Below are 16963 nucleotides of genomic sequence, written 5' to 3' on the forward strand. Positions count from 1 at the left end.
GGCCGCCGCCTCGCCACCGGCGCCGAGGCGCGCGCGATCCTCGGCGTCGCCTGAGCCTCGAGCGCCCGCCGGCGGCGCTTCCGCCCGCCGCGAGCCCCGTCCCTCAGGCCGCATCGACCGGGAGCGCACCAGCCGCCCCGGGCCCCTTCGTGTCCGGCCACTCGGATTTCGCGCGCACCGGGTCCCGTCATAGGCCGCCAGCCCGCAGGCGTCCCGCAGTTGAGAGCGTCGTGCGTGCCGCCACCCCTCCTTCCAACCGGTTCCGAGGAAGGGCCGGAGCGATCTGCAATTGCGCATCAAATTGCGACCTCGACATGCGAAAACATATCAACTCAGGTTGAACATGCGATGTGCCATCTTATATCAAGCAGGCATTTTGATATAGAATAGCGGCTCATGGTCATTGCCGGCGAAGAGATCATCAAGGCGCTGAGAAGCGCGAGGGAGACCAAGGGGCTCAGCCAGCGGGAATTGAGCGCCCGCACTGGCGTGCCGCAAAGTCACATCTCGAAGATCGAGCGGGGAAACGCCGATATCCGGCTCTCCAGCTTGGTCGAGCTCGCACGCGCTCTCGAGCTGGAGCTCAAGCTCGTGCCGCGCAAGGCGCTCCCGGCCGTCGAGAGCGTCGTGCGTGCTGTCGCCCCGCGCCCACCTGCCGGAGCGACCGATATCGACGCGCTCAAGGAGCTGCGCCGCTCGCTCGCTACCGTCAGGCTGCTGCGCGATGCCTTTCCCGCGCTGAGCGACCTGCGCACGCTTCAGGAGAACCTGCAGGTCGTCGGCAGCTTCAAGGACCTCGGCCGATATTGCGACGAGCTGCGCAGCATTGCCGGGCCGCTCCGGGACATCCGGAAACAGGCCGACCGGCTGAAGCCGCCGCGCGAAGCCGCCGCCTTGCCGGAAGAGGCGCTGCGGCAGATCCGGGAGGCTGCCAGTGCCGCGCAGCACCTGCGCAACCGTCTCGTGCACGGCCCGCAGAGCGCCGATGCGGCGCCGCGTCCGGCCTATCGCCTCGATGACGACGAGGAGGACGGCGATGGCTGACGTCTCCCGTCTCGACGTGCGGCTCCATGGCGAAACCATCGGCACCCTCACCCATCTGCAGGGTGACCGCACGCTGTTCAGCTTCACCGAGGCCTATGCCGCCGGCCGGAGCCGGCCGACGCTAAGCCTGTCTTTCAAGGATGAATTCGGCCATCTCATCACTGATTTTCCGGCAACGCGGACGCGCGTGCTGCCGTTCTTCTCGAACCTGCTGCCCGAAGGCCAGCTGCGCACATACCTTGCCGAACGCGCCGGGGTGAATCCGCAGCGGGAATTCTTCCTGCTCTGGGTGCTCGGCCGCGACCTTGCGGGTGCGCTCGCCATAGAACCTGCCGAAGGGGAAGCCTGGCCGCCCGGAACCGACGAGAGGATCGCCGACGATGCCCGCGCGCGCCAGGACACGCTGCGCTTCTCCCTTGCCGGCGTGCAGCTGAAATTCTCGGCGCTCGGCGGTCGCGAGGCCAATAAGGGCCTGACGATCCCGGCGCAGGGCGTCGGCGGGTCGTGGATCGTCAAGCTGCCCTCGGCGCGCTTCGAAGGCGTGCCGGAAAACGAGTTCGCGATGATGACGCTCGCCAGAGGCATCGGCATCGACGTCCCCGAGATCGACCTGGTCGATCTGGATGCAATCGGGAACCTGCCGGAAGGCCTCGGCGACCTGAAGGGCAAGGCCTATGCCGTCGCCCGCTTCGACCGCACGCCCGGCGGCCCGGTCCATATCGAGGATTTCGCGCAGGTCTATGGCGTCTATCCGGAAAGGAAATACGGCAGTGCGAGCTATCGCAGCATCGCCGCGGTGATCGGCGCTGAATGCGCGGAAGACGATATAAGGGAGTTCACCCGCCGATTGGTGTTCAACACGCTGATCGGCAATGCCGACCTGCACCTGAAGAACTGGTCGCTGATCTATCCCGACCGGCGCACACCCGCGCTCTCCCCTGCCTACGATTTCGTGGCGACGATCGCCTATATCCCGGACGAGGAGGCCGCGCTGAGATATGCGAGGCAGAAGCGCTTCGATGCCTTCGATCTTGACGAGCTCGCTTACCTGGCCGCCAAGGCGCACCTGCCGGAAAAGCCCGTGATCGATGCCGCGAAGGATACCGTCGCCCGCTTCAACGAGGTCTGGGCAAAGGAAAAGGCGCACCTGCCGCAGGCGGGCAGGGTCACCGAAGCGATCGATGCACATCTCGCCAGGTTGCCGATCGCCCGCATATGAAGGGCGGCGCCATGGCCGGAGCCGGAGCGCGGGAATGCGCTGACGGTTGAGCACGGCCGCCCCCGCCCGGCCTGTGGCCGTATCCTTCCCTGCCCTGCTGCGGATCGGGCCCTGCTGCGGATCGAGGCGGTCCTTCTCCGCCGCCTCGCAAAGCCGGTTGACGGCGCCGCTTCAATCCATCATACCGTATGACAATCCACTACGGAAACAGCCGAAGTCTGGGGAGGAGTCGCATGGCGGAACGCGTGAAAGTCGGAATTGTCGGCCTGGGTCGCTGGGCTCGTGTGCTGACGCGCGCCGCGAAGAAGTCCGACGCGATCGAGATCGTCGCGGCCTTCAGCCGGTCCGAGGAAAAGCGGAACGCCTTCGGCAAGGAGATGGGGATTCCCGTCGTTCCCGACCTGCAGACGATGCTCTCCGACCCGGAGATCAAGGGCGTCATCCTGACCGTCCCGAACGAGCAGCACCTGCCCGTCGCCGAAGAGGTCGCCCGCGCCGGCAAGCACGTCTACACGGAGAAGCCGATCGCCGCGACGCTGGAGGACGGGCTTCAGATCGCCGCCCTCAGCGACCGCTACGGGGTCACCGTGACGGTCGGACACAGCGCCCGGCTGATGGCCGGCATCCGCGAGATCCGGCGCCGGATCGACGCCGGCGATCTCGGCCGCGTCGCCTTCATCGAGGCGAACTTCTCCAACGAGCGCGCCCTCGAGCTGACGCCGCAGACCTGGCGCTGGTACCGCCACCGCGCGCCCGGCGGCCCGCTCTCGCAGCTCGCGATCCACATGTTCGACCTGCTCTATTATCTCGGCGGGGAGATCCAGGAGGCGAGCTCGACCGCGTCCAAGCTGTCGCCGGTCGGCGCCGAGGTCGACGACCAGTCGATGACGGTGCTGCGCTTCGCCGACGGCAAGCTCGGCTATGTCGGCTCGTGCTGGACCTCGCCCGGCATCTTCTCGGTGCGCGTCTTTGGCTCCAAGGGCCTGATGCACTACGAGATCGATTTCGGCGTGTGGGACACGCCCGAGAAGATCCACGAGAGCTCCGCCTTCTACATGCAGCACGGCAAGGACGGCTACGGCAGCCGCGAGATCCTGCCGGAGCCGGAGAGCGACATGTTCCGCGCCGAGCTCGAGATGTTCGCCAAGAGCTGCCGCACCGGCGAGCGCAGCGAGCTCGATGCCGAGAACGGCAACGTGGCCGTCGCCTGCCTCTATGCCGCCCTGAGCTCGATCGAGAAGAACGGCCAGGCCGTGAAGCTCGACGAGGTCTACCGAGATGCCCGCAATCGCGTGGCGGAAAAGAGTCGCAATGTTGCCTAGCCGCTATTTCGCCGATTTGACGCAGCCGGAGATCGCCCGGCAGTTCCAGACCAGCCCGCTGGTGATCTACCCGGCGGGAAGCGTCGAGCAGCACGGCCCGCATCTGCCCGCGGGCACGGACACGATCGCCGCCAACGTCATCAGCCATGCGGTCGCCGAGCGCCTCGACGGCCTGGTCCTGCCCTCGGTCCCGCTCGGCGTCACGCCGATGCACATGCCGTTCGAAGCCACCATCACGCTGACGCCGGACACCTATATGCGGGTGGCGATCGAGACCTGCGCCTCGACGGCGAAGCACGGCGCGAAGACCCTTCTCATCATGAACTGGCACGAGGGGAACATCCCCTCGCTCGCCATCGCGGCCGAGGCGCTGCACCGCGAGCACGGCATGACGGTCGTCACCGTCCAGGCCTGCTACGTCGCGGCCGAGCTGTTCGGCCACGAATGCAACGGTCTGACCCATGGCGGCGAGATCGAGGCGCTCGCGGTCATGGCGACCCGCCCCGATCTCGTCCATCTCGACCGGATCGACTATTCGTCGGACCATTCCCAGGGCAGCAAGATGGACAAGCTGCGCCGGACGAGCCGCTACCAGCCCGTCCTCACCGACATCCGCTCGATCGCGCCGACCGGCTGGTACGGCTCGCCGCAGCACGCGACGGCCGAGAAGGCCGAGCGCGTTCTGAACACGATCACCGAGACGATCGCGACCGAGGTGAGCGCCATCCTCGAGCAGCTCCATGCCGTCCAGGGCGGCACCGCGGAAGTGACGCGACTGCGCCAAGTGGTGTGATGGCGAGGGTCGTCACCAGCAGCGAGGCCAGGCGGCTCGGGCTGCCGGGCCGCACGGCCCTCGAATTCGTCTCCGCGGAGTTCGGGTCCGCCGCGATCACCATGCGCGTCGTCGAGATCCCCGTGCCGCAGCCGGGCGTGACCGATCGCGGTCCGCACGTGCATCACGGCTTCGAGGAATGCATCTACGTCCTCTCCGGGGAGGGAACGACGCTCGCCGCCTCCGGGGCCCATAAGCTGCGGGCGGGCGACGTCATCCTCATCCCGCCGGGCGAGAGCCACATGACCCGCAACACCGGGGCGGCGCCGCTCGTCCTCCTCTGCTTTTTCCCCGTTTCCGACATCCGGCCGGGCACCGAAGACCAGCCGATGAGCACCATAGAGAAGGCCATCGCATGACAGCCGACGTCCTCTGCCTTCGTCCGGAGGCGGATTTCGCCCGCGTCGGCTCGCTGCCCCCGGCCGGCTTCACGGTCGCCTATCGCGCCCCGCAGGACGACGACGTTCCGGGCCTCCTGCGCGCGGCCCGCGCGCTGGTGATCCCGGCGGTCGGGCCGAAGCTTCCGCCGGAGCTCTTCGAGGGCGCCGCGCTCGGGCTCGTCCAGGTCACCGGCGCCGGGCTCGACAGGCTCGACCGGCGCGCGCTCGAGCATCGCGGCATCGCCGTCGCCAACGTCCCGGGCGGCAGCAATTTCGCCGTCGCCGAATATGCCGTGACGCTCGCCTCGATGCTGCTCCGCCGCTTCGGCTGGGCCGATGCGGAGATCCGCGCCGGGAATTACGGCGGCATCCGCCAGCGGCTTCTCGCCGACAATGTCGGCGGGCTCGAAGGGCTTCTCGTCGGCATCGTCGGGCTCGGCACGATCGGCGGCGCGGTCGCGGAGGCCTTCGCGCGCTGGGGCTGCCGGATCTGCTATTACGACCCGGCCCCCGGGCGGCCCGCCGCGGCCGACCGGCTCGGGGCGGAGGGCATGGACCTCGACACGCTGCTCGAGAGCGCCGACATCGTCAGCCTGCATCTGCCGCTCCTTCCCGAGACGCGGAACCTCGTCGGCGCGGCCGAGCTCGGCCGGATGAAGCCCGGCGCGGTGCTGATCCAGGCCTCGCGCGGCGGCATCGTCGACGAGGCGGCGCTCGCCGCGGCCCTCCGCTCCGGCCCGCTCGGCGGCGCGGCGGTCGACGTCTATTCGACGGAGCCGCCCGGCGCCGACAATCCGCTCTTCGCGCTTGACGGCGAGGCGGCCCGGAAGCTCGTCTTCACGCCGCATATCGCCGGCGTGACGCGGCAGTCCGCCGCCCATCTCTTCCGCGTCGCCTGGGAGAATGTCGAGCGCGTGGTGATCCGCAACGAGCCGCCGCTCTATCGCGTATACTGACAAACGGACCGCGCCGTGGCACAGCTTTCCTGTCGCGATGCGGAATGATCAGGACGGGACGATGGACGACCTAGAGGTGCGGACCGGCACCTTGGACCAGATCCAGAAGGCGGCGGCGCCGTTGCGCCGGCAGGTCGTCGACGCGCTGCGGGTCTCGATCGTGAACGGCCGCCTGCCGCCCGGCTCCAGGCTCGTGGAACGCGAGCTCATCGACCAGATGGGGGTCTCCCGCACCGTCATCCGGGAGGCGCTCCGCCAGCTCGAATCGGAGGGGCTGATCGACGTCGTCCCGAACAAGGGCGCCGTCGTGCGCAAGCTCACGCTCGCCGAGGCGAAGGACCTCTATTCGATCCGGGCGGTGCTCGAGGGGCTCGCCGCGCGCTTCTTCGTGGAGAATGCCGACGAGCGCGCCCGGCGCCAGCTCGCCGAGGCGCTCGAGCAGACGGTCCTGGCCTACGAGGAAGGCGACCCTCAGACCGTCCTCGAAACCAAGAACCGCTTCTACGAGGTGCTCTTCCGCGGCGCGCAGAGCGAGACGCTCCGCAGCATGATCGATTCGCTGCATGCCCGGATCTGGCGCTGGCGGGCGCTCGGCCTCGCCCATCCGCAGCGCTCGCCCGGCCGCTCGCAGGAGAGCATCGACAATCTCCGCACCCTCGTGCGCGCCATCGATGCCGGCGATTCGGAAGGGGCTGAGGCGGTCGCCCGCTCCGAGGTGATGAAGGCCGCCGTCGAGGCCATGCGCCTGCTCGCCGAGGCGGGCGAGGGCGCGGGCCGGCGGACGCCCTCCGCGTCCTGATCGGACCCGGGGCCCTCCCCGGCATCCGCCGCACGCCCGGCCTTCCTGCCGCGCCGCTTCCGTGATAGTGCTCGGTTCCTGCTTCGTTCCGGGTAAGAAGTGGCCAGACGTTCCGGCAGCGCCGATCTACCTCTCCATGGCGGGCGGGTGCCGCCTTGGCTCGCCGAGCGGATGGCGCGTCTCGGCGCGGTGATCGCCGAGGCGATCGTGGTCCATTACGGCCGCGACGAGTTCCTGCGCCGCCTCTCCCATCCGTTCTGGTTCCAGTCCTTCGGCGCCGTCATGGGCATGGACTGGCACTCCTCCGGCATCACCACGAGCGTGATCGGCGCGCTGAAGCGCGGCCTCGCCCCGCGCGCGGGCGAACTCGGCCTCCATGTCTGCGGCGGGCGCGGGCGCCATTCCCGCAAGACGCCGCAGGAGCTCGCCGCGCTCGCCGACCGCATCGGGTTCGACGGCGCGGCCCTCGCCAGGGCGAGCCGGCTCGTCGCGAAGGTGGACAGCGCCGCCGTGCAGGACGGCTTCGATCTCTATCTGCACGGCTTCATCGTCGCCGATGACGGCAAGTGGACCGTCGTGCAGCAGGGCATGAACGGCGATTCCCGGCTCGCGCGCCGCTATCACTGGCTCTCCGAGGATCTCAGGAGCTTCGTCGAGGCGCCGCATGCGGCGATCGAGGGAAAGGCCTGCGGCGCGATCGTGAACCTCACGGACCGGCGCGCCGCCGGCTCTCGAAGGGGCCAGCTCGCCCTCCTCCGCGAGCTCGGTCCGGACGGGATCGTGCGGGAGGCGGCGGCGATCGAAGGCGGCGGCGTGCCCGCGCCGCCCGACGCGCCCTTCCTGCCGCATCTCGTCATGCCGGCCCATCACGACGTCCGCTCCGGCGACGTGATGATCCGCCGGCTCCACGGCGCGCTCGCCGCCGCGGCGGAGCGGGCGCCCGGCGATTTCGCGGATCTCCTGCTCGTCCCCGGCGTCGGCGCGCGCACCGTCCGCTCGCTGGCGATGGTGGCGGAGGTCGTCCACGGCACGCCCTGCCGCTTCGCCGATCCGGCCCGCTTCTCGCTCGCCCATGGCGGCAAGGACAGGCATCCCTACCCCGTCACCACCAAGGTCTATGACGCGACCGTCGCGGTCCTCAAGGCTGCGGTCGCGCAGGCGAAGCTCGGAAACGACGAGCGCCTCGGGGCGATCCGCCGGCTCGACGCGGAGGCGCGGCGGCTGGAGCGGACGGCGACGGGTCCCTCGCTCTCCGCCTTCGTCGCCGGGGAGCGTGCGCGCTCGCACGAATATGGCGGCCGCAGCGTCTTCGGTTGGGAAGCGCCGCCCGCCGACGCGCGGCGCCGCAGCTGAGCCCGCGCTCCGGCCGTCAGCTCTTGAAGAGCGCCTTCGGTATCATGGCGTGGACGCCCTTGTTGCCGTTGACGAGCTGCGTGACGTGGAGGTCGCAGGCGAGGCTCATCAGCTGGTAGGCGTCCTCGCGCGGCAGCCCTGCCCGCTCGCCGAGCAGCCTGATCATCTGCCGGATCGCGTCCTTCGCCGCGTCGTCGAGGTCGACGTCGAACGCCATGGTGACGAGATGGGTCGGCGTCTCGGCGATCGGCAGGTCGAGCTTCATGTCCTTCCGCACGATGAGCTCGAAGGTGCCGCGGAGCGCCGTCTCCACGGCCGTCACGCAGACCTCGCCATGGCCCTGCACGCCGTGGCCGTCGCCGACCGAGAAGAGCGCGCCGGTGTTGAAGACGGGATAGAACACGGTCGCGCCGGCGACGAGATCCTTGTTGTCGAGATTGCCGCCGAATTCGCGCGGGACCATGGAGGTGATCTTGCCGTAGGCGGCCGGCGGGGCGACGCCCATGTTGCCGAAGAACGGGGCAAGCGGCAGGTCGATCCCCCAGGGCGTGCGGGCGATCTTCGCCGCGATGTCGATGGGGATCTGGATCTCGCGGAGCGTCTCGCCGAAATCCTCCGGGATGGCGCCGGCCAGCGGCTTGATGACGTTGTAGCCCCAGTCCTGGCGGAGCTCGATCGCCTTGATGCGGACTTCGAGCACGTCTCCCGGCTCGGCGCCCTCAACGAAGATCGGCCCCGTCATGATGTGGGGCCCGAACGGATCCCGGTGGCGGGCGAGGATCTCCCGGTGCTCCGGGAGAACATGCATGCCGCTCCCCTCCCTGGGCAGCAGCGGCTCGCCGCCGGAACAGGTCGTCACGATGACGGTGTCGCCGCTCGCGACCTCCAGGACCGGCTTCAGCCCCGCGTCGAAGAAGCCCCAGTGCACCGTCTCCGGCCCTGCCCGGAGTTCATGCTCAGCCATTGTCCGTCGCTCCTCTGTAGCGGGAAGAAGGGGTCTCGTGCGGAGGCGGCATGTGCCCGCAAGGGAGGTTGCCGGGGCACGGCCGGCGGTCGCCGTCGTGCCGGCGCCCGCGCCGGGCCGGTGCAGGTTTCATGCCACCCGGCCGGCGTTCCGGGAGGAGGCCGGCGCCGGCGCCGGCGCAGCGTCTCACGCCGCCCTTTCCGCCGGATGCTCCGCGCGCCAGTGCCGGGCGATGTCGATGCCGCGGCAGAACCAGACGCCTTCGTGCCGGCGCATGTGCTCGAGGAGACGGACGAGGCCCGCCGCCCGCGCCGGGCGGCCGATCAGGCGGTCGTGGAGCGCGATCGAGAGGAGCTTCGGCGCGCCGCGCTCGCCCTCCCGGTAGAGGAGGTCGAAGGCGTCGCGCATGTATTCGAAGAAGTGCTGGGCCGTGGAGAAGCCGGTATTCTCGTTGAAGCGGTTGTCGTTCGTCTCGAACGAATAGGGCACGACGAGATGCGGCCCGGCTTCGGTCTCGAGCCAGTAGGGCAGCTCGTCGGCGAGCGAGTCGCGGTCGTAGAGAAACCCGCCCGCTTCCACGTGGAGCCGCCGCGTGTTGGGCCCCGGCCGGCCGGTCATCCAGCCGAGCGGGCGCTCGCCGGTCAGCTCGGTCAGTTTCTCGACGGCGAGCCGGATGTGCTCGCGCTCGACCGCCTCCGGCACCTCGCAATAGTCGATCCAGCGGTAGCCGTGGCTCACCACCTCATGGCCGCGCGCCACGAAGGCGCGCGCGAGGCCGGGATTCTGCTCGAGCGCCCGCACCACCCCGAGCACGCTGATCGGCACGCCGAACGACCCGAAGATGTCGAGGACCCGCCAGACGCCCCTGCGGCTTCCGTACTCGAAGGCGGATTCCACCAGCGGAACCCGCACGCCCCTCTTCGCCGGCACGCCGATGTCGTTCAGCATGCCCTCCGACGTCTCGTCGCCGTTCGCGAGCGTCAGCTCGCCGCCGCCCTCGACGTTGAGGTTGAAGTTCACGGCGATCTTCGCGCCGCCGGGCCAGCGGGGATCGGGCGGGGATTCCGCATAGCCGACGAGGTCGCGGCGGATCATCGGGTCGGGCATGGCGGTCCGCAATGTGTGGTCTCCAGTGGTCAGGCCGTGGCGGGGCGAGCGGACGCGGCGCCGGCCGTCTTAAGCGGAGCGGACGCGGCCGCCGGAATCAGCTCGACGATCGACGGATCGTACCCGAAAAACCAGTCCACCTCGGTCGGGCCGTGCATCCAGCTGTTCTCGATCGAGATCCGCTGAACCTCGGCGACCCGCGGGATGCGGAGCGCGGCATAGGTGGCGAACGCCTCCTCGGCGGTCTCGAACCGGGCGAGGCACCGGCTGAGGATCATCGCGTCCTCGATCGCCATGGCGCCGCCGGCGGCCATGAAGGGGCGCACGGCATGGCAGGCGTCGCCCATGAGGCCGATCGCACCCTCGCTCCATCGGTCGTTCCGCGGGCGGTCGTGGATCGGCCAGACCGTCACGTCGGTCGCCGCCTCCATGACCCGCCTGAGGTCGGCGTGGAAATGGGCGAAGGCCTCGATGAAGTCCTCCCGGCTGCCCGGAACGAAGCTGTCCCCGCCGTCCCATCGCTCGGCCGGGACGGCGCCCATCACGTAGACCTCGTCGCGCCGCGGGGTCATGAAATAGGTGAGCACGTGGCGGTCCGGGCCCCACCATTTCGTGCAGTCGCGGATCATGGGACCGGGAATGCGCTCGGTCGGGAATACCGCCCGCGGCGCGATCCGGCCGGTGAAGCGCGGCTCCTCCTTGCCGAGGATCGCGTCCCGCACCCGCGACCGGATGCCGTCCGCCCCGATCACGATGTCGGCTTCGGCGGTGGCGCCGTTCGCGAACCGCAGCCGGATCGCCTCCCCGCGCGGCTCGAGCCCGGCGAGCTGATGGCCGAACTGGATCGTGCCGGGCGCCAGCGGCTTCTGCAGGACGTCGTGCAGGTCGGCGCGGTGGATGTTGATGAAGTACCCGTCGAAGTGGGCCTCCGCGGCCGGGTCGAACCGCAGCTCGTAAAGCGTCCGGCCGGTGTCCCAGGCACGGCTGACGAAGGCGTCCGGCCGGATGCCGGTCGTCGCCAGTTCGTCCTCGATGTCGAGCCGCCGCAGCACCTTCGAGACGTTCGGGCTCAGGATGATGCCGGCGCCGATGCGGGCGAAGGCCGCCGCCTGCTCGTAGAGCGCGACGGTGAAGCCGGCGCGCTGAAGCAGGCCGGCGAGCGTCAGGCCGGCGAGGCCGGCACCGACGATGGCGATCCGTGTCTGACGTTCCATTCGGACCTCTGGAGGCGCCGGAGAGGGCGCAGGACGAGGCATGCCGGCCTGGGCGAGCGGGCACGCAATGGGAGGAAATTCATTCGATCACGAATGAACAACGCTAGTTCCTGCCCTCGAAGCCTGTCAAGCGGCCCGCTGGAGCCGCGATCCGATGGCGCAGAGCCCGGTGTGGGGTCAGGCGCCGCACGGGAACAGCCCTTCGGGAATGCCCAGAACGGCAGCAAATTCGCGGCAGCTCATGCTCAAAGTTTCCGCTGACGCGCAATTGACCACGTCCGAAGACTTGCCTAGCCTTTCGTTCGAGAGCGAAAGAACCGAGCCGCGACGCCACTTCCGGCCTGACCTGGCGCCGCTCCGCTCGTCCTGTCCCGAAGGAGTGACGCAATGGGTCTGCTTTTCCGCACCGCCATGCTCGCGCTCGCCGTCATCGCTGCCACGATCGTGTCGGCGCGGGCGGCGGAGGTCAACTTCATCACCGATTTCGGCTTCAACGGCCGGCACGCCTATTATTACGTCGCGCTCGACAAGGGCTACTACAAGGACGAGGGGCTCGACGTCACGATCCTGCGCGGCCAGGGCTCCGCCGACGCCATCAAGAAGGTCGCCTCCGGCGCGGCGACGCTCGGCTTCGCGGATGCGGGCTCGCTGGTTCTCGCGCGCGGCAATGACGGCGTCCCGGTCAAGCTCGTGGCCATCGTCTACGCGCAGCCGCCGCAGGCGGTCTTCGCGCTCGCCGGCGGCGACATCAAGTCGCCCAAGGACCTCGAGGGCAAGACCATCGCCGACACCGCCTTCAGCGCCAACCGCCTGCTCTTCCCCGCCTATGCCAAGGCGGTCGGCGTCGATCCGGACAAGGTGAGCTGGGTCACCGCCGACGGCGCGGCGCTGCCGACCATGCTCGCGACCGGCCGCGTCGAGGCGATCGGCCAGTTCACGGTCGGGGAGCCGCTCCTTGCCGCCGTCACCGCGCCGAAGACGTTGGTCCGCTTCGGCTACAAGGACGCGCTCAGCTATTACGGCAACGGCATCATCGCGACCGACGCCACCATCGCCGAGAATCCGGACCTCGTGAAGGCCTTCGTCCGCGCCACCCTCAAGGGCATGCGCGACGCCTTCGCCGATCCGGCGGCGGCCGGCGCCATCATGGCGAAATACCAGAAGCAGGTCGACCCGGCGGTCGCCGAAGGCGAGACGAAGCTCGTCGCCGAGCTCGCCGAAGTTCCGGGCCGGCCGCTCGGCGCGATCGACCCGGAGCGGGTTGCGAACACGATCAAGGTGGTCGCCGAGAACATGAAGCTCAACGCGGCCGTCGCGCCGGAGGATCTGTACGCGCCGGGCTTCGTCGAATGAGCGTCGCCGCGCTCGCGCCGGCCTTCGCCATGGCGGCGGAGGAGCCGGCGGCGGCCGCATTCCGCAAGCCCGTGTCGGCCCCCGCGATCGAGGTCGCGGGGGTCACGAAGGTCTTCGGCGAAGGCAAGCCCGGCGCGGTCCACGCGCTCGGCCCGATCGATCTTTCGATCGCTCCCGGCAGCTTCGTCTCCGTGGTCGGCCCGTCGGGCTGCGGCAAGTCCACGCTGCTCCGCCTCGCGGCCGGGCTCGACCGGCCGAGCGCCGGCCGCATGAACCGCTACGGCGAGCCGCTCGACGGGCCGTCGCGCCAGACCGGGATCGTGTTCCAGGAGCACGTGCTCTTCCCCTGGGCGACGGTGCTCCAGAACGTCATGCTGCCGGCCGACGTGCTCGGACTGCCGAAGGCGGAGGCGACGGCGCGCGCGCATCATCTCCTCGAGCTCACCGGGCTGAAGGACTTCGCCCATCACAGCCCGCAAATGCTCTCCGGCGGCATGAAGCAGCGCGCCGCCTTCTGCCGCGCGCTCCTCGCCGATCCCCAGCTCCTCCTCCTCGACGAGCCGTTCGGCGCGCTCGACGCCCTGACGCGCGAGGAGCTCTCCCTCGAGCTCTCGCGGATCTGGCAGGAGCTCGGCCGCACCGCGCTCCTCATCACCCACGACATCGAGGAGGCGATCCTTCTCGGCGACCGGGTGCTCATCATGTCGCCGCGGCCGGGCCGGATCCGCGCCGACATCGCGGTCGACCTGCCCCGCCCCCGCAATGTCGGGACGGCGGCGCTGCCGCGCTTCCAGGAGATCAAGCAGGCGATCCGGGAGCTCATCTTCAATCCGGGGAGGCCGGAATGACCATCGCCGCCGTTGCGCGGCCGGGCACGGCCCTCCGCCGCCTGCTGACGCCGCTCAGCTACGTCGCGATCGTGCTCGTCTGGGAGGCCGCGGTGCGCGCCTTCGAGGTTCCGGCCTGGCTCCTGCCCGCCCCCTCGGCGATCGCAGGCGCGGCCTCGGACTGGCTTCCGGAGCTCGCCACCAACACGCTGGTGACGCTGCGGGAGACCGTCTTCGGCTTCCTGGTGGCGCTCGCGGCCTCGCTGCCGCTCGCCATCCTCATCGCCTTCAGCGAGCCGGCGCGCCGGCTCCTCTATCCCATTCTCCTCGGCCTGCAATCGATCCCGAAGGTCGCGCTGGCGCCGCTCATCACGCTCTGGCTCGGCTTCTCGGAATGGCCGAAGATCGTGATCGTGGTGCTCGTCTGCTTCTTCCCGATCCTCGTCAACGTGGTGGCGGGCTTCGAGAGCGTGCCGAAGACGATGCTCGACCTCATGCATTCGCTGAAGGCGTCGGAGACGATGATCTTCCGGCGCCTGCGCATTCCCGCCGCGATGCCGCACTTCTTCACCGGCTGCAAGGTCGCGATCACCTTCGCGGTGATCGGCGCCGTGATCGGCGAGTTCGTCGCCGCGCAGAGCGGCCTCGGCTATCTCATCCTGATGTCGACCTCGCAGTCGCAGACGCCGCTCGCCTTCGCCGCGATCGCGCTGCTGACGATCATGAGCATCGTCCTCTTCTACGGGATCGAGCTGCTGGAGCGGCGGATCGTCCGCTGGTCGCACTAGAAGCCGAGCGCGCAGCCGTCCTTCCGCGGGTCCGAGCCGGCATGGAGGAGCCCGCGCTCGTGGTCGATCCAGACCGCCTGCGCGCCGCCGATCGGCCGCGCCGCCGGCTTCACGCAATGGCCCTTCGCCTCGAGCTTCGCCACCGTCTCGGGCGCGATCGTGGGCTCCACCTCGAGCTCGCCGTTGAAGGCGAAGCTGCGCGGCGCATCGATCGCCTCCTGGAGGTCGAGCCCGCGGTCGAGGAGGCCCGACAGGAACGCCGCATGTCCCGCCGCCTGGTAGTGCCCGCCCATGACGCCGAACGGCATCACCGTCCGCCCGTCCCGGCGCAGCAGGCCCGGGATGATCGTGTGGAGCGGGCGCTTGCGCGGCGCGAGCTCGTTCGGGTGCCCCTCAATGAGGCGGAACGAGCTGCCGCGGCTGTGGAGGAGCACGCCGGTCGCCGGGTCGAGGATGTAGGAGCCGAAGGCCTGGAACAGCGAATTGATGAAGGAGATCGCGTTGCCGTCGCGGTCGACCACGCTCAGATAGACCGTGTCGCGGTGCTCGGGCTCGGTCCAGAGCGCTGGCTCGCCTGCCCGCTCGAGCGAGACCCGCCGCCGGAGCGCCGCCGTCGTCTCCGCCCCGAGCAGCGTCTCCACCGCGCAGGGCGCATGGTCCGGGTCGCAGACGAAGGCGTCGCGGTGATGATAGGCGAGCTTCGTCGCCTCGGCGTGGATGTGGATGCGCTCGTCCATCGGCACGTCGGCGGAGAGGTCGAAGCCGCCGATCACGTTGAGGATCATCAGCGCGACGAGCCCCTGCCCGTTCGGCGGGATCTCGAGCACGTCATAGCCGCGGTAGCCGGTCGAGACCGGGGCCACGTAGTTCGCCCCGTCCAGGCCTTCGGCGAAATCCTCCTCGGTGTGGACGCCGCCGAGCGCGCGCAGGCGCTGCACGAGCGCTTTCGCCGTGGCGCCGGTATAGAAGGCCGCCGCCCCGTCGCGGGCGATCTCGCGCAGGCGCTGGCCGAGGAGCGGCTGGCTGTGCCGCTCGCCGGCGGCATAGGGGATGCCGCCGCGCAGGAAGAGATCGCCGGTGCCCTCCCCGTTGGCGAGCTGCGCCGCCGCGACCGCCCAGTCCGAGGCGACGCGCGGCGTCACCGGATAGCCGTTCTCGGCATAGTCGATCGCGGCCGCGAACAACCGGTCGAGCGGCAGGGTGCCGTAATCGGCATGAAGCCTCGTCCAGGCCGAGACGGCGCCGGGGATCGTGACGGCATGCGGCGTCTCGTGCGGCAGCACCGTGAAGCCCGCTTCGCGCAGACGGGCCGCGGAAGCCGCCGCCGGGGCGCGGCCGCTGCCATTGAGGCCGACCGGATCGCCGCCGGCCGGCGCGTAGAGCACGAAGCAGTCGCCGCCGATGCCGGTCATCTGGGGCTCGACCACGCACTGCACGGCGACGCCGGCGAGCGCGGCGTCGACGGCATTCCCGCCGGCGCGCAGGATGTCGAGGCCGGCGGCCGTCGCGAGCGGATGCGACGTCGCGATGGCGGCCTTGGTCGCCATGACGGGGCTGCGTCCGGGGCGGAAGAAATCGCGCATCTTGGCTCTCGGGACCTGCGTGTTGCGGGCAGCGCGATCGCCGCGAAGCGGAGTGCGACCGAGCCGAACGGGTATCGTCTGCGAGGGTTCGGTCCGGCATCGGAGCGCCCGGGCGGGCGGCCAATTCGTTCGACACCGAATGAAAGGAGTGTATGAAAGGGCCATGCTGAGGTCAATCGGATGAAGGAGGGGATCGCGGAGGGCCGCGACCGCGCGGCGGCGGACGTTCCGCCCGAGGCGGCGCCGCAGGACCGCCGCCGTGCCAGGGGCGGCCGCGCCGCGCGCGAGAAGGTCGATGCCATCTTCCGGCAATGGCAGGCCGAGCGGCCGGACATCGACCCGGCGCCGGTTCACGTCTACGGCCTCGTCGCGCAGATCCAGATGCGCTCCACCGCCTTCATCGACGAGGTGCTCGCGCCCTACGGCCTGGTCCGCGGCACCTATGACGTGCTGACCGCGCTGCGGCGCGCCGGCGCGCCCTACTGCCTCACGCCGAAGCAGCTCTCGCAATCCCTCTTCCTCAGCCCGGCCGGGCTGACGAGCCGGCTCAACCGCCTCGAAGCGCAGCACCTCGTCGCCCGCCTGCCCGAGCCGAGCGACCGCCGCACGCTCCGCATCCAGCTCACCGCCGCCGGGGAGGCGGTCATCAACGAGGTCATCCCGCTCGTCTTCGAGGCGCAGTGGCGGCCGCTGCGGGCGCTCGGCGCGGAGGGAAGCGCGCGCCTCGTCGAGGAGCTCACCCGCCTCGCGGAGGCGATGGCGCCAGTCGAGGCCTGACGCACCGCCTCCCCTCGGCGCCGATATGCGGCCCGCCTCCGCCCCGCCTCCCCAGTGTCGCCATCGCCTTCCTCCGTCGTCATCGCCCGGACTTGATCCGGCGATCCACGCGGCCTCGCCTCGCCCCCTGTCGTCATCGCCTCCCCCTGTCGTCATCGCCGGGCTCGACCCGGCGAACCAGAAGCAGAGCGGCGGCCCAGGCGCCGCCTCTCCGTCGTCCTCGGCAAAGTGGCGACCAGGCGCCGCTGGATGCCCGGGTCAAGCCCGGGCAGGACGACAGAACAAGCGGCAGGGGCCCGAAACGGAACAGGGCGGCAAAACGTCGGAACGGAACAAGCGGCAGGGGCCAGAAACGGACTAGAGCGTTACCCGACCTAATTGAATCGGGATTCCCAAATCAGCGCTGAGATGATTCAAGCTGTCTGCCGGATTGGAGGCCGGCGGA

At 70.0% G+C, this 16963-nt stretch carries 16 protein-coding genes; 12 read left to right on the forward strand and 4 right to left on the reverse strand.

Features of this window, described 5'->3' with window-relative positions; all coding sequences use genetic code 11:
• Positions 1 to 396 precede the first annotated feature (396 nt).
• The 8 genes from E4O86_RS18210 (at position 397) to E4O86_RS18245 (ending at position 7905) form a co-directional block, all read left to right on the forward strand.
• A complete protein-coding gene (locus E4O86_RS18210) occupies positions 397 to 1044 on the forward strand; it encodes a helix-turn-helix domain-containing protein (RefSeq protein ID WP_161141975.1) in 648 nt (215 codons plus the stop codon).
• Positions 1037 to 2263: a type II toxin-antitoxin system HipA family toxin gene (locus E4O86_RS18215; RefSeq protein ID WP_161141976.1), complete on the forward strand. Its 1227-nt coding sequence runs from the start codon at positions 1037 to 1039 to the stop codon at positions 2261 to 2263. The genes E4O86_RS18210 and E4O86_RS18215 overlap by 8 nt, the downstream gene beginning before the upstream one ends.
• A gap of 233 nt (positions 2264 to 2496) precedes the next feature.
• A complete protein-coding gene (locus tag E4O86_RS18220) occupies positions 2497 to 3585 on the forward strand; it encodes a Gfo/Idh/MocA family protein (protein ID WP_161141977.1) in 1089 nt (362 codons plus the stop codon).
• Positions 3575 to 4378: a creatininase family protein gene (locus E4O86_RS18225; protein ID WP_161141978.1), complete on the forward strand. Its 804-nt coding sequence runs from the start codon at positions 3575 to 3577 to the stop codon at positions 4376 to 4378. Before E4O86_RS18220 ends, E4O86_RS18225 begins: the two co-directional genes overlap by 11 nt.
• A complete protein-coding gene (locus tag E4O86_RS18230) occupies positions 4378 to 4776 on the forward strand; it encodes a cupin domain-containing protein (RefSeq protein WP_161141979.1) in 399 nt (132 codons plus the stop codon). Before E4O86_RS18225 ends, E4O86_RS18230 begins: the two co-directional genes overlap by 1 nt.
• Complete coding sequence (locus E4O86_RS18235) at positions 4773 to 5753, forward strand: NAD(P)-dependent oxidoreductase (RefSeq protein WP_161141980.1); 981 nt, start codon at positions 4773 to 4775, stop codon at positions 5751 to 5753. The genes E4O86_RS18230 and E4O86_RS18235 overlap by 4 nt, the downstream gene beginning before the upstream one ends.
• A 61-nt stretch (positions 5754 to 5814) precedes the next feature.
• Positions 5815 to 6552 (forward strand): GntR family transcriptional regulator, encoded by a 738-nt coding sequence (locus tag E4O86_RS18240; RefSeq protein WP_161141981.1) that lies wholly within the window; start codon positions 5815 to 5817, stop codon positions 6550 to 6552.
• Between the two features lie 99 nt (positions 6553 to 6651).
• Entirely contained in the window at positions 6652 to 7905 is a 1254-nt protein-coding gene (locus tag E4O86_RS18245; protein WP_161141982.1) for a DUF763 domain-containing protein, read from the forward strand.
• A 16-nt stretch (positions 7906 to 7921) separates the two neighbouring features.
• Here the strand turns inward: E4O86_RS18245 and E4O86_RS18250 are convergent, their stop codons facing one another.
• The 3 genes from E4O86_RS18250 to E4O86_RS18260 form a co-directional block, all read right to left on the reverse strand.
• A complete protein-coding gene (locus E4O86_RS18250) occupies positions 7922 to 8869 on the reverse strand; it encodes an acetamidase/formamidase family protein (RefSeq protein WP_161141983.1) in 948 nt (315 codons plus the stop codon).
• Between the two features lie 186 nt (positions 8870 to 9055).
• Positions 9056 to 9988 carry a polysaccharide deacetylase family protein gene (locus tag E4O86_RS18255; RefSeq protein ID WP_343039189.1) on the reverse strand — a complete coding sequence of 311 codons (933 nt, stop codon included), beginning with the start codon at positions 9986 to 9988 and terminating at the stop codon, positions 9056 to 9058.
• A 17-nt stretch (positions 9989 to 10005) separates the two neighbouring features.
• Positions 10006 to 11190, reverse strand: a complete 1185-nt coding sequence (locus E4O86_RS18260) for an FAD-dependent monooxygenase (protein WP_161141984.1) — start codon at positions 11188 to 11190, stop codon at positions 10006 to 10008.
• Between the two features lie 387 nt (positions 11191 to 11577).
• Between E4O86_RS18260 and E4O86_RS18265 the strand changes: the two genes are divergently transcribed.
• From E4O86_RS18265 to E4O86_RS18275, 3 genes are read left to right on the forward strand one after another with little or no spacing between them, the layout of a single operon-like run.
• On the forward strand, positions 11578 to 12543 hold the full coding sequence (locus tag E4O86_RS18265; protein WP_246206479.1) for an ABC transporter substrate-binding protein: 966 nt from the start codon (positions 11578 to 11580) through the stop codon (positions 12541 to 12543).
• Positions 12540 to 13391, forward strand: coding sequence for an ABC transporter ATP-binding protein (locus E4O86_RS18270; protein WP_246206480.1), 852 nt, complete (start codon positions 12540 to 12542; stop codon positions 13389 to 13391). Before E4O86_RS18265 ends, E4O86_RS18270 begins: the two co-directional genes overlap by 4 nt.
• Positions 13388 to 14158, forward strand: coding sequence for an ABC transporter permease (locus tag E4O86_RS18275; protein ID WP_161141985.1), 771 nt, complete (start codon positions 13388 to 13390; stop codon positions 14156 to 14158). The genes E4O86_RS18270 and E4O86_RS18275 overlap by 4 nt, the downstream gene beginning before the upstream one ends.
• Here the strand turns inward: E4O86_RS18275 and E4O86_RS18280 are convergent.
• On the reverse strand, positions 14155 to 15741 hold the full coding sequence (locus tag E4O86_RS18280; RefSeq protein ID WP_161141986.1) for a gamma-glutamyltransferase family protein: 1587 nt from the start codon (positions 15739 to 15741) through the stop codon (positions 14155 to 14157). The genes E4O86_RS18275 and E4O86_RS18280 overlap by 4 nt on opposite strands.
• Positions 15742 to 15921: 180 nt before the next feature.
• On the opposite strand from E4O86_RS18280, the gene E4O86_RS18285 reads away from it, so the two are divergent.
• Entirely contained in the window at positions 15922 to 16518 is a 597-nt protein-coding gene (locus E4O86_RS18285; RefSeq protein ID WP_161141987.1) for a MarR family winged helix-turn-helix transcriptional regulator, read from the forward strand.
• The last annotated feature ends 445 nt before the right edge of the window (positions 16519 to 16963 follow it).

It is taken from the genome of Propylenella binzhouense (assembly GCF_009866965.1).
GTDB lineage: Bacteria > Pseudomonadota > Alphaproteobacteria > Rhizobiales > Afifellaceae > Propylenella > Propylenella binzhouense.

Excerpts from the sequence above, each read along its gene's own strand:
- E4O86_RS18210 (WP_161141975.1), top strand. The coding sequence starts at position 397 with ATGGTCATTGCCGGCGAAGAGATCATCAAGGCGCTGAGAAGCGCGAGG.
- E4O86_RS18215 (WP_161141976.1), top strand. The coding sequence starts at position 1,037 with ATGGCTGACGTCTCCCGTCTCGACGTGCGGCTCCATGGCGAAACCATC.
- E4O86_RS18220 (WP_161141977.1), top strand. The coding sequence starts at position 2,497 with ATGGCGGAACGCGTGAAAGTCGGAATTGTCGGCCTGGGTCGCTGGGCT.
- E4O86_RS18225 (WP_161141978.1), top strand. The coding sequence starts at position 3,575 with ATGTTGCCTAGCCGCTATTTCGCCGATTTGACGCAGCCGGAGATCGCC.
- E4O86_RS18230 (WP_161141979.1), top strand. The coding sequence starts at position 4,378 with ATGGCGAGGGTCGTCACCAGCAGCGAGGCCAGGCGGCTCGGGCTGCCG.
- E4O86_RS18235 (WP_161141980.1), top strand. The coding sequence starts at position 4,773 with ATGACAGCCGACGTCCTCTGCCTTCGTCCGGAGGCGGATTTCGCCCGC.
- E4O86_RS18240 (WP_161141981.1), top strand. The coding sequence starts at position 5,815 with ATGGACGACCTAGAGGTGCGGACCGGCACCTTGGACCAGATCCAGAAG.
- E4O86_RS18250 (WP_161141983.1), bottom strand. The coding sequence starts at position 8,869 with ATGGCTGAGCATGAACTCCGGGCAGGGCCGGAGACGGTGCACTGGGGC.
- E4O86_RS18260 (WP_161141984.1), bottom strand. The coding sequence starts at position 11,190 with ATGGAACGTCAGACACGGATCGCCATCGTCGGTGCCGGCCTCGCCGGC.
- E4O86_RS18265 (WP_246206479.1), top strand. The coding sequence starts at position 11,578 with ATGGGTCTGCTTTTCCGCACCGCCATGCTCGCGCTCGCCGTCATCGCT.
- E4O86_RS18270 (WP_246206480.1), top strand. The coding sequence starts at position 12,540 with ATGAGCGTCGCCGCGCTCGCGCCGGCCTTCGCCATGGCGGCGGAGGAG.
- E4O86_RS18275 (WP_161141985.1), top strand. The coding sequence starts at position 13,388 with ATGACCATCGCCGCCGTTGCGCGGCCGGGCACGGCCCTCCGCCGCCTG.
- E4O86_RS18280 (WP_161141986.1), bottom strand. The coding sequence starts at position 15,741 with ATGCGCGATTTCTTCCGCCCCGGACGCAGCCCCGTCATGGCGACCAAG.
- E4O86_RS18285 (WP_161141987.1), top strand. The coding sequence starts at position 15,922 with ATGAAGGAGGGGATCGCGGAGGGCCGCGACCGCGCGGCGGCGGACGTT.